Origin of the sequence: Bradyrhizobium sp., assembly GCF_049581145.1 — a bacterium.
Classification (GTDB): Bacteria; Pseudomonadota; Alphaproteobacteria; order Rhizobiales; family Xanthobacteraceae; genus Bradyrhizobium.
Map to the genome: position 1 here is coordinate 1 of NZ_JBAURI010001005.1, position 11,042 is coordinate 11,042.

General features: G+C 64.4%; 8 protein-coding genes, 1 pseudogene and 1 riboswitch. Of the genes and pseudogenes, 5 read left to right on the forward strand and 4 right to left on the reverse strand.

The window, feature by feature from the left end; all coding sequences use genetic code 11:
* The 3 genes and pseudogenes from WCB02_RS32620 to WCB02_RS32630 form a co-directional block, all read left to right on the forward strand.
* Positions 1 to 1,156 (forward strand): annotated as a pseudogene (locus WCB02_RS32620) (hypothetical protein); the annotation flags it as partial.
* Positions 1,157 to 1,422: 266 nt separating this feature from the next.
* Positions 1,423 to 2,403 carry a C45 family autoproteolytic acyltransferase/hydolase gene (locus tag WCB02_RS32625; RefSeq protein WP_423964815.1) on the forward strand — a complete coding sequence of 327 codons (981 nt, stop codon included), beginning with the start codon at positions 1,423 to 1,425 and terminating at the stop codon, positions 2,401 to 2,403.
* Positions 2,404 to 2,490: 87 nt separating this feature from the next.
* A riboswitch (FMN riboswitch) is annotated at positions 2,491 to 2,635 on the forward strand.
* Between the two features lie 79 nt (positions 2,636 to 2,714).
* A complete protein-coding gene (locus WCB02_RS32630; RefSeq protein ID WP_423964818.1) occupies positions 2,715 to 3,149 on the forward strand; it encodes a 6,7-dimethyl-8-ribityllumazine synthase in 435 nt (144 codons plus the stop codon).
* Positions 3,150 to 3,360: 211 nt separating this feature from the next.
* Here the strand turns inward: WCB02_RS32630 and WCB02_RS32635 are convergent, their stop codons facing one another.
* A complete protein-coding gene (locus WCB02_RS32635) occupies positions 3,361 to 6,852 on the reverse strand; it encodes an indolepyruvate ferredoxin oxidoreductase family protein (protein ID WP_423964821.1) in 3,492 nt (1,163 codons plus the stop codon).
* Between the two features lie 312 nt (positions 6,853 to 7,164).
* Here WCB02_RS32635 and WCB02_RS32640 point away from each other — a divergent pair, with 312 nt between their 5' ends.
* Positions 7,165 to 8,391, forward strand: a complete 1,227-nt coding sequence (locus WCB02_RS32640; RefSeq protein ID WP_423964823.1) for a cytochrome c — start codon at positions 7,165 to 7,167, stop codon at positions 8,389 to 8,391.
* 3 nt (positions 8,392 to 8,394) lie between these two features.
* On the opposite strand, the gene WCB02_RS32645 is transcribed toward WCB02_RS32640, so the two are convergent.
* Positions 8,395 to 9,036, reverse strand: coding sequence for a trimeric intracellular cation channel family protein (locus WCB02_RS32645; RefSeq protein ID WP_423964825.1), 642 nt, complete (start codon positions 9,034 to 9,036; stop codon positions 8,395 to 8,397).
* 147 nt (positions 9,037 to 9,183) lie between these two features.
* Here WCB02_RS32645 and WCB02_RS32650 point away from each other — a divergent pair, with 147 nt between their 5' ends.
* Positions 9,184 to 9,666, forward strand: coding sequence for a hypothetical protein (locus WCB02_RS32650; protein WP_423964827.1), 483 nt, complete (start codon positions 9,184 to 9,186; stop codon positions 9,664 to 9,666).
* 60 nt (positions 9,667 to 9,726) lie between these two features.
* Here the strand turns inward: WCB02_RS32650 and WCB02_RS32655 are convergent, their stop codons facing one another.
* A complete protein-coding gene (locus tag WCB02_RS32655) occupies positions 9,727 to 10,542 on the reverse strand; it encodes an isocitrate lyase/PEP mutase family protein (protein ID WP_423964829.1) in 816 nt (271 codons plus the stop codon).
* A 77-nt stretch (positions 10,543 to 10,619) separates the two neighbouring features.
* The gene (locus WCB02_RS32660) at positions 10,620 to 10,928 is read right to left on the reverse strand and encodes an NIPSNAP family protein (protein ID WP_423964832.1); all 309 of its coding nucleotides are present in this window, start codon (positions 10,926 to 10,928) and stop codon (positions 10,620 to 10,622) included.
* Positions 10,929 to 11,042 lie beyond the last annotated feature (114 nt).

Genomic DNA, 11,042 nt, shown 5'->3' on the forward strand with positions numbered 1-11,042 from the left:
GTCGACGGAGCCCAGCGGCGCCGAGCGTTCAGCCGCCTCGCCCGCTCCGGCCTCGATCTCCACTCCAGGCCCCGCCGCTGCTCCGGCCACCCGCTCCGAGCCCAGGACCGTAGCCGCAACGGACGGCGGATCGCTCAACGAGCAGGTGGATGCCTATGTGCGCGGGGAAGACCGCGATCGCACCCAGCTGTACCAATCCTGGGGCCAGGTCGCCGACTATGTGGTCCAGGGTCTGCGCAATGAATCCGCGAAAGGCTCGGCTCAGGTTGCGCCCTATCTCAACCTGCTCTCGAATGCGTTGAGCGTGATCGAGGACGGGAAATATCTGCCGCCGACCCTGCGCCCGAATTGGGACCAGTCGGTGAAGCCCGATCGGCTGTCCAGGAGACAGGACATTCCGGGCTTTCGTTCCGACGATTACCGGATCGTCGTCGAGTCCCTGTGCAGTCCGGACGAGGATGTGCGCCGCGCCGCGCAGCGGTTGTTGAAGCTCTATCCGTCGAACCACTTTTATCCGACCCTGCAAGCGCTGCCGACGCAGCCCGGCTTCGACCGCTGTCGGATGGGCTTCGTTGCCGAGACCGCCGCCTACTATTTTTACAACCGGATCGTGGAGTACGATGGGAGCTTCGCATTTGACCAAGCGAGCCAGGCGTGGGTCAGCCAGAACTACGCCGACGGCACCGACTGGGCCAAACGCGGCGAGGCGCAGGATGGTCCGCTGCCTCTTTTCACCGCAATGCTTGATTATGCCCGCGGGGTGGTGCTGCTCGACCATGGCGAGAGGAAGGATGCGCTCGCTTCCTACAATCTGATGATCGACGCGATCCGCACCTCTGGCAGGATCTATCCCTCGAACCCCCAGCATATCGCGAGCGCGCTCCGGCTGACCCAGGATCCTGGCCGCAACGCCAAGGCGCTGCAAGCAGCGTTGCCGGTGATTCCGCCGGACCGCCGTCCGGTCGCGAAGGCCTATGTCGTCACCGAAGGTAGCGTGACCCTGTTCGCTGCGCCCGACATCTTGGCCAAGCCAGTTGGCCAGATGAAGTCCGACGCGGTTGCCAACGTCTATTTGCGGACCAGCAACTGGGACCTCGTGGAAGGCGCAGGCCAGCTCGGTTGGGCGCGGCGCGTGCTCGCGAGCGCCGCGCGATGAGCCGATGGGAGCGCTCCACTCCAGCAATGGACGGTAGCGAACCTCGGCTCATGGCATCGGCTTGCTCCGGCGGTAAACGTGGCGAGATGGCGGGTTCCGGCTTCGCCTGCAACCCGCCCTGCGCGCTGACAAGGACCGGACGGTGCGATCGGCCTTGAATTTCCTCGCGGAATTTTCGATTTTTATGCGGGCGATCCTGGGCGCCCACCGCGCAGTGCGCAGCGATGTCGCGTTGCGAGCTTGATCTTCTTTGGAGAGCTGGTCGGATGTTCAAGCATTTCGAGGCGGCGCATGAGGACGAACCCGGCGAGGCTTGGCGGGATCGCTTCGTCGCCGGTCGGGATGAGGCGGCGCGCTGGTATCTCGGATCTGGGCTGGCGCCGCCGCCACGCGCGGCCGAATGCCGTGATGCGCTTCGCCGCCACATGCCCGAACTGGTCCCGCACTACGACAAGGCCTGCGCCCTGGTCGGGGACGACGACCTCGGGCATCGTATTCTGAGCCACTATCGGCCGCCGCCCATCCTCCATGGCTGCAGCCAGGCGATCTGGCTCGGCGACGGCGGCCCTGCCCTGGTCCGCAACTATGACTATCCGCTCGATGTCGTCTCCGCCCGTTTCGAGCTGACCGCCTGGTCCGGGCATCGGGTCATCGCCAAGGCACAGCGCCCCTGGGGCGGCTGCCTCGACGGCATGAACGAGGATGGGCTGGTCGCCAGCTTGACGTTCGGCGGCAGCCAGGCTCAGGGGCTCGGATTCTCTGTGATCCTGCTGCTGCGCTACGTGCTGGAAACCTGTACCGTCGTCGACCAGGCGATCGCCGCGCTCTGTCGCATTCCGATTGCGCTGTCGCAGAATGTCACTGTGCTGGATCGGACCGGTGAATTCGCAACCGTGTTTCTTGGGCCAGACCGCGAACCGGCCGTGTCGCGGCTGCGGGCTTGCGCCAACCATCAGGAGAGGCCCCTGACACGCCGTTCAGCGGCGTTGACAGATTCACGCGAACGGCAGGATTGCATGCTTGCCGCACTCGACGAAGCCGGCATGACGTTGGACCGCCTGACCGGGAAGTTCCTCGGACCACCGCTCTACTCCCGCCACATTGGCTTCGCGACCGTGTACACCGCTGTCTACCTGCCTGCGGAGGGTCGCGTTGACTATCTTTGGCCGGGCCAACGCTGGAGCCAGAGCTTCGACCGCTTCGTGCCGGCGCACTACACGCACGACTACGGCGCGTTGCCGGCTTGATTATCCCAGCCATGGTGCGGCTCTGCGCGACCGGCTGAGACGCCGTATTTTCGATCTTGATCGTAACCAGTCCATCATGCAAGCTCGTCCCGTTCTCAGGGCGGGGTGGAACTCCCCACCGGCGGTATGCGGCGTTGCCGTGAGCCCGCGAGCGCCTTCCGCAAGGAAGGGTCGAGCAGATCAGGTGCAAGGCCTGAGCCGACGGTCACAGTCCGGATGAAAGAGAACGAGCGTGTCGGCGTCCCGAAAGGGGCGTGGATGCGCGCGTGATCGCCTTGGGTGACGTGTCGTTTACCGGAAAGGAGATCACGATGACACACACCCGATTTGCGTTCGTCAAAGCCGGCTGGCACGCCGACATCGTCGGCAAGGCTCTCGAAGGCTTTACCGAAATCATCCCGATCCAACAGGTCGAGGTGTTCGATGTCCCCGGCGCCTTCGAGTTGCCGCTTCTCGCGCGAGACCTCGCGACGTCAGGCAAATATGTCGCGGTCGTCGCCGCGGCGCTTGTCGTCGACGGTGGAATCTATCGGCATGATTTCGTGGCATCGGCCGTCGTCAACGGCCTGATGCGAGCCGGCCTCGACAGCGGCGTACCGGTGCTGTCGGTGTCCCTGACGCCGCATCACTATCAGGAGACCGAGCACCACAGGAGCATTTACCTTGCCCATTTCGCGACGAAAGGCCGGGAAGCCGCCCGTGCCGCGCTGGAGATCGTTCAGACCAGGGCCCGGATCGCCGCATAGCGGCCAACGCTCGGGCTGCGGTCGCCAGCCAAGTTCACCGGACGACCATTCGTGACCGTCATGCCCGCGCTTGTTCCGCCTCCGGGGCCGAAGCCGCTTCGGCGCGAAGGCGCGGGCATCCACGTCTCCTGTCGATTCGATGCGGCAAGACGTGGATGGCCGGGACTACGCCCGGCCATGACGGCGGAGACTTTCGTCCAGTCCTACTCCACTACTCCGCCGCGATCTGCCTTGGCGCGGAGGGCGGGTTGGCGAGATCGGCGATGAGCTGCGCGTGGCGCGCTTGCGCGTCCTTGGCGGCCTTTTCCTTCACCGGCCCGAAGCCACGGATGCGATCCGGCAATGATAGCAGTTCGACCGCGGTCTCGATCGTGGCCGGCGAGAGCTGTTCGAGCACGCTTGCGACATCCTGCTGATAGGTCGCGATCAATTCGCGCTCGAGCTTGCGGTCGGCGCTGCGACCGAAAATATCAAGGGGGGTGCCGCGCAGGAAGCGGAGCCTGGCGAGCGTCCGGAACGCCGGCAGCAGCCAGGGCCCGAAGGCGCGCTTTTTCGGCCGGCCCAAGGCGTCGACGCCGCTCGATAGCATTGGCGGCGCAAGGTTGAAGCTGATCTTGAAGTCGCCGTCGAACTGATCGCGCAGCTGCTGCTCGAAGCGGCCGTCGGTGAACAGGCGCGCCACCTCATACTCGTCCTTGTAGGCGAGCAGCCTGGCGTAATTGATCGCAACCGCGCGCGGCAGCGCGTCGTCGTAGCCGCCATCGCGCGCGGCATCGCGCACCTTGGTGACCAGCTTGCGGTAGCGTTCGGCGTAGCGCCTGTTCTGATAATCCCTCAGGAAGGCACTACGATGAGCAATGATCTCGTCCAGCGACATCGCATCCAGCGACTTCGGCGCCGCGGCGGCATCTTTGCCCTGCATCATGGCTTCGAGCCGTGCCGGCTCTACGACCGCCAGCCTCCCGAGACGGAAAGCTTCCTTGTTCATCTTGATCGAGACCCCGTTGACCTCGATCGCCTGCTCGATCGCCTGCCCCGACAGCGGCAACAGGCCCTTCTGATAGGCATAGCCCAGCATCATGATGTTGGTGGCGATGGAATCGCCGAGCAGCATCTCGGCGGGTCTCGTGAAATCGACGAAGGCGGAATCCTTGCGCAGCGCGGTTTCCAGCACGCTGTTGACCTTGCCGCTCTGGAAATTGAAATCGCGGTTGAGGATGAAATCCGCGGTCGGAATCACATGGCTGTTGATGATGCCGACCGTGCGGCCGGATTCGCAGAGCGTGATGGTATCCTTGGAGGCGGCCACGACTTCGTCGGCCGCGAGCACGAGATCGGCGGTGCCGGTGACGATGCGGGAGCAGGTGACGTCGGCGGTGTGTTCGGACAATCTGACATGGCTGAGCACCGCCCCGCCCTTTTGCGCCAGGCCCGACATGTCCAGGATCATGCTGGCCTTGTTCTCGATATGGGCGGCCATGCCGAGCAGCGCGCCGATCGTCAACACGCCGGTGCCACCGACGCCGCCGACCGCGATATTGTAGGGCCGCTCCAGCGAGGGACGCGACGCAGGTTCCGGCAATTCGCCGATCTCGCCAAGATCGGCCGGCGCGCGGCTGCGCAGCTTGCCGCCATCGACCGTCACGAATGACGGACAGAAACCCTTGAGACAGGAATAATCCTTGTTGCAGGTCGACTGGTTGATGGTGCGCTTGCGCCCGAGCTCGGTTTCCAGCGGCTCGACCGAGATGCAGTTCGACTGCACCGAGCAATCGCCGCAGCCTTCGCAGACCGCGGCATTGATCAGCAACCGGCGGCGCGGATCTTCCATCGTGCCGCGCTTGCGGCGGCGGCGTTTTTCCGCGGCACAGGTCTGCACGAACACGATCGCCGAGGTGCCCTTCAGCGTGCGGCAGGTCTTCATCACGGAATCGAGCTCGTCGCGATGCGCGGTCTTGACGCCTGGGGCGATATCGGAGGCCGGATAGACTTGTGGATTTTCGGAGACCAGATAGATCTCGCGGATGCCCTCGGCATGGAGCTGGAAGGTGATCTGCTGCGGCGATAGTTCGCCGTCGACATGCTGGCCGCCGGTCATCGCGGTCGCATCGTTATAGAGGAGCTTATAGGTGATGTTGGCGCCGGAGGACACCGCCTGACGGATCGCCAGCGAGCCTGAATGGAAGTAGGTGCCGTCGCCGAGATTGGCGAACACATGCGCTTCCTTGGTGAAGGGCGCGACACCGACCCATGGCACGCCCTCGCCACCCATATGGGTGAACGTCTCGGTGTTGCGGTCCATCCACAATGCCATGAAATGGCAGCCGATGCCGGCGAAGGCGCGGCTGCCTTCCGGCACCTTGGTCGAGGTGTTGTGCGGGCAGCCCGAGCAGAAATACGGCGTGCGGCTGATCGGGGCAATCGGCTGCATCTGGCTCGCCTCGCGGCCATTGAACCAGTCGGCCTTGGCGCGCAGCATCTCGGCGATTTCAGGATTGAGATTGAGGCGAAGCAGCCGCTCGGTCAGTGAACTCGCCAGCGAAGAAACGCTGAGCTCGGCCGCGAAGGTCAAAAAGCGCTTGTCGTGCTCGTCCATCTTGCCGACGATGCGCGGGCGGACATCGTCGCGCCAGTTGAACAGCTCCTGCTTGACCTGGTTCTCGACGATCTCGCGCCGTTCCTCGACGATGAATATCTCCTCGAGTCCGACCGCGAATTGCCGCACCCCTTCCGGCTCCAGCGGCCAGGGCATGCCGATCTTGTAGAGCCTGAGGCCGATCCTGGCGGCGATCTCCTCGGTAATGCCGAGCTCGCGCAGCGCCTGCCGGATGTCCTCATAGCTCTTGCCGGACGCCATGATGCCGTAGCGGGCATTCGGCGAATCCATCGTGATGCGGTTGACCTTGTTGGCGCGGGCAAAGGCGATTGCGGCATAACCCTTGTAGTCCTGCAGGCGTAAATCCTGCGCATAGCGGTCGTCGGGCCAGCGCAGGTTGAGCCCGCCCTGTGGCATCTCGAAGTCGGCGGGAATGATGAACGGCTTCATCTCGTCGGTGAGATCGATCTCGGCGGTGGTTTCCACCACTTCCGTGATCACCTTCATGCCGACCCAGCAGCCGGAGTAGCGCGACATCGCGATGCCCAAGAGCCCCATCTCGATCATCTCGTGGATGCTGGAGGGATAGAGATAGGGCATCAGCGCGGAGATGAAGGCGTGGTCCGACTGGTGCGGCACGGTGGAGGATTTGGCGCCATGGTCGTCGCCGGCCAGGCAGAGCACGCCGCCGTTTTTGGCCGAGCCCGCGGTGTTGCCGTGGCGGAATACGTCACCGCAGCGGTCGACGCCTGGGCCCTTGCCGTACCAGATGCCGACCACGCCGTCATAGGCGGCGCCTGGCGAAAGATTGAGCTGCTGCGAGCCCCAGACCGCGGTCGCGGCCAAATCCTCGTTCACGCCGGGCTGGAATTTGACGTTGTATTGTTCGAGATGTTTTCGAGCGGCGAACAGTTGCTGGTCGTAGCCGCCGAGCGGCGAGCCGCGGTAGCCGGAGACAAAGCCCGCGGTGTTGAGTCCGCCAGCGCGATCGCGTCGGATCTGGACCATCGGCAGCCGGACCAGCGCCTGGATGCCGGTCATGAACACGCGACCGGTCGATTGGGTGTATTTCTGGTCGAGACTGATCGGACCCTGATTGATTCCCATTCCGCCCTCTTGACGCCCTGGCTGCAAGACTCTTTGCTTGATTCTTGCTCTTTGATTGATTGTTGCTTGTTCTAACTAGTCACGCCCGTGACGATTGCCACTCTATGTCGGTTTTTCCACCCGGCGCATCACAAATCAGGCTGACGAAACTCCCCAGCGGCAGATCGCAATTTCGTGTTGGGATGAAGGGGGGCCCTTTCGTTTTGTGTCGCCGGGAAGGCCGCCGGCGAAACGCCGTGGCGCCCTTTCAACGCCGCGTTCCGCGCGATAGGCTCCGGACAATCGATTTACGCTTCAAGGAATTATTCAGCCATGCGGGCGATTCTTCGTTTCCTGCTTTTGTGCGCCGCGCTGGCCGCCGCCATGGGCCAGGTTTCGGCTCAGACCTTGGCTCGGACCGAACCATCGGTGGACACCGTCGCTCACGGCAAGGCACTGGTCGATGCCGGCGATTGCGTGAGCTGTCACACTGCCGATCCGGCAAAACCGTTCGCCGGCGGAAAGCGCATCGCGACGCCGTTCGGCGCCGTGACCTCGCCCAACCTGACGCCCGACCGCGATACCGGAATCGGGGCCTGGAGCGACCAGGACTTCGTCCGCGCGCTGCGCGATGGTGCAGCGCCGGACGGCTCGCGCTATTATCCGGCCTTCCCCTATCCCTATTTCACCAGGCTGACGCGCGACGATATCCTGGCGATCCGCGCCTATCTCGCGACGCTTGCGCCGATCCGCAATCCGACGCCGCCGCCCGAGCTGCGTTTCCCGTTGAACCACCGCGCGGTGATGCGGCTCTGGGACGCGTTGTTCTTCCAGCCCGGCATCTTCGCGCCCGACCAGAACAAGAGCGCGGAATGGAACCGCGGCGGCTATCTGGTGACCGGCCTCGGCCATTGCGGCGCCTGCCATACGCCGAAGGACATGTTCGGTGCCGACCGCCATGGCCGCAGTCTTTCCGGTGGCAGGCTCGACGGCTGGTTCGCGCCGCGGCTCGACGGCGCCGCGCGTGGCGGCCTGAAGTCCTGGAGCGTCGAGGACATCACCGAATATCTGCAGAGCGGCCGCAACGGCCGGAGCCACGCCACTGGGCCAATGGCCGAGGTCGTGGTCAATTCGACCTCGAAGATGAGCGATGCCGATGTGCGCGCGATTGCGGTCTACCTCAAGGCCCTGCCGCCGGGGCCGCGGGAGCCCGCCGTCACCCCACCCCCGGACGACACGATGAAGGCCGGCGGCGCGCTCTATGCCCATGCCTGCGTCGCCTGTCACGAGGCCGATGGATCGGGCGCGCCGCGCATCTATCCGCCGCTGCCCGGCAATGCCCTGCTGCAATCCGCCGATCCCGCCAGCACGCTGCGCATCATCCTCGACGGCGCGCAGACCATTACGACGCCGCGCGCGCCCAATCCTGGCTCGATGCCGGGCTATGCCAGGCAGTGGACGGATCAGCAGATCGCCGACGTCACCAACTACATCCGCAATTCCTGGGGCAATGCGGCGCCGCTGGTGACGCCGGAGCAGGTGGCAAAGGCGCGGCACTGAGGGTCAACGTCGCTCATCGTCGAACACGAATTTCGGCATTTCCCACTTGTAGCGGATGGCGAGCAGGCGGAACGACAATCCGACGGCGAAGGTGAGCGCGGTCCACGCCTCATCGTTCAACTTCAGTCCGAACGCGCTGGCGTAGAACAGCCCGGTGACGATGGAGACGCTGGCGTAGAGTTCAGCGCGAAACAGCAGCGGAATATCGTTGCAGAGAATGTCGCGCAGCACGCCGCCGGCGCAGCCGGTGATCATGCCTGACACGATCACGATCGGCAGCGATTCGTTGAGCTGCCGGGCCACGTCGCAGCCGGCCATGGTGAAGACCACGAGTCCGATGGCATCGAGCACCAGAAACGCGATGCTGAGGCGGTGCACGGCGCGCGCGATCAGGATGGTGGCGAAGGCCGCCACCGCCGTCAGCGCGAGGTAGGACGGATTTTGCACCCAGGCCAGCGGATAATGTCCGAGCAGCACGTCACGAATGGTGCCGCCGCCGAGCGCCGTGACGCAGCCGAGCAGGCAGACCCCGACCCAGTCCATGCTTCGTCTTCCCGCGGCCAATGCCGCCGTCATGGCCTGCGCCGCCAACGCCACCAGCGACAGCACATGCAACACGGTATCGCTGGGAGGCAGGTTCCACATCATACCCTCGGAGGAAGCTCGATGTCGGAACTTACGGCGCCGGTTCCGCCATGAACAGGTCCCGACAATGCCGATCCGCCGGCGGATCAACGTCGGAACCAGCGACTGCCCTGCCCCGTTGTCTCCGACGAAAGGAGGAGCCCCTTCATGACAAATGAACGCATTCCGACCGATCCCTATCGTCCAGGTCTCGCGGACGAAGCTCTCGAGCACGAAGCTCTTGAGCGCGATGCCCCAGAATATCGCCGCGGAGCCAACCCAAGGCCGATCAATCGGCTGGAGGAGGACCTGCAAATGGACCCAGAACTGGCCGAAGGTCGCGCCGGCCCCGGCAAGATCGCGCTGTTCGCGGTCAGTGTTGCCCTGGTGCTGGGCGCGGTGTTCTACGGGTTGAACCATTCAGGCCCCCAGAAGGCCTCGACCGCAGCGCCGCAGACCGCGCAGACACAGCCGTCCTCGCCGCAGGCGCCTTCGGGCATGCGTGACGTCACGCCTCACGCCAACAGCCAGCCGGGCCAGACCACGGGCTCGGCGACCAACCGTCCGACGCCGCCGGCGAGCGGACCGACCGGATCTGAGGTCGACCGCTCGACCAATCCGCAAGGAGGGCAGAGCAACAATCCGCACTAACGTCTGAATCGATTTTGACGTGACGGGCGCGGCGGGCAAATCCAGCCCGCCGCGCTTTTTTCAGCCGAACATCTTGTTCAATTCGCCGCCGGGATAGCCCGCGGACAATTCGGTGAATGTCCCCTGCTCCGCCATTTCCCTGGCCGCCTTCATGAAGCCGGCCCAGGCGGAACGCGCCAGCGATCCGCCGACGCTGATGCGGCGGACGCCGAGATCTTCGGCTTCGCGCAGTGACAGGCCAGAGGCGCCGACCAGAAGATTGACCGGTTTTGGGTGCACCGCCTTGACGATCGCGGAGATATCTTCCCTGGTCTTGATGCCCGGCGCATAGAGACAGTCCGCGCCGGCATCGGCATAGGCCTGAAGCCGGTCGATCACCAGTTTCAGATCGGGCTGGCCCCACAGATACGCCTCGCAGCGGCCGGTCAGCAGCACCCCGCTGTTGTCGGCATCGATGGCCTGGCGCGCCGCCTTGATGCGCGCGATCGCAAGACGGCGCTCATAGAGCGGTCTGGCTTTGTCGCCGGTGGAATCCTCGATCGACAGCCCGGCGAGGCCGGTCTTCACGCCGCGCGCCACGTTGGCGGCGACGCCGTCCGGCTCATCGGCAAAGCCGCCCTCGAAATCGGCATTGACGGGAATTTCGACGGCGGCAGCGAGCGCGGCAAGATGCGCGCAGACCTCATCGACGCTGACGCGGTTGTCGGCCTTGCCGATGGTCCAGGCAAAGCCCGCGCTGGTCGAGGCGATCGCCTTGAAGCCCAGATGCTGCAGCGCCTTGGCGCTGCCGACGTCGAACGGATTGGGCAGCACGAAGCAGCCGGACTGGTGCAGCTTGCGAAAATTGGCGCGCTTGTCTTTTGCTGTCATTGACATGTTTCACTCCCTGGATTGCAAGGCTCGCGAGCAAGACTAGCGATGCTGTCCGCGGCCTGCCAGTCACATTGGCCGGATCACGCGACCACCTTGCGCAGGAAGGTGCGCTCTTCGGCGAGGATGAACTTGTCGTCTTCGGCGAAGTTGAAATTGGCGATGCCTTCCGCATCGGCGCGCAGCCGCGCCCGGTACGCCTCATAGGCCGCCAGGCTGTCGAACGAAATCAGCGCGAAGGCGATGTCGTTGGTGCCCTCGTGCGGCATGAAATAGCCGATCAGATCGCCGCCGCATCTTGGGATGATGGAAAGCCAGCGCTTCGAATACTCCTCGAATTGCGCGCGCTTGAACGGATCGATCCGGTAGCGGATGAAGACGGTGACGGCCATGGCAACGCTCCGATGTCTGCTCCGTCATTGCGAGCCAACGGGTCGGCGGCGAAGCAATCCGCGACTGGCTCTGCGGCAACATTTTTTAATTGCTTCGCGGAGCCTGTCATCGGG

What these genes read in the sequence shown, in the direction of transcription:
- WCB02_RS32625 (WP_423964815.1), top strand. Translation starts at nt 1,423, where the DNA reads ATGTTCAAGCATTTCGAGGCGGCGCATGAGGACGAACCCGGCGAGGCT.
- WCB02_RS32630 (WP_423964818.1), top strand. Translation starts at nt 2,715, where the DNA reads ATGACACACACCCGATTTGCGTTCGTCAAAGCCGGCTGGCACGCCGAC.
- WCB02_RS32635 (WP_423964821.1), bottom strand. Translation starts at nt 6,852, where the DNA reads ATGGGAATCAATCAGGGTCCGATCAGTCTCGACCAGAAATACACCCAA.
- WCB02_RS32640 (WP_423964823.1), top strand. Translation starts at nt 7,165, where the DNA reads ATGCGGGCGATTCTTCGTTTCCTGCTTTTGTGCGCCGCGCTGGCCGCC.
- WCB02_RS32645 (WP_423964825.1), bottom strand. Translation starts at nt 9,036, where the DNA reads ATGTGGAACCTGCCTCCCAGCGATACCGTGTTGCATGTGCTGTCGCTG.
- WCB02_RS32650 (WP_423964827.1), top strand. Translation starts at nt 9,184, where the DNA reads ATGACAAATGAACGCATTCCGACCGATCCCTATCGTCCAGGTCTCGCG.
- WCB02_RS32655 (WP_423964829.1), bottom strand. Translation starts at nt 10,542, where the DNA reads ATGTCAATGACAGCAAAAGACAAGCGCGCCAATTTTCGCAAGCTGCAC.
- WCB02_RS32660 (WP_423964832.1), bottom strand. Translation starts at nt 10,928, where the DNA reads ATGGCCGTCACCGTCTTCATCCGCTACCGGATCGATCCGTTCAAGCGC.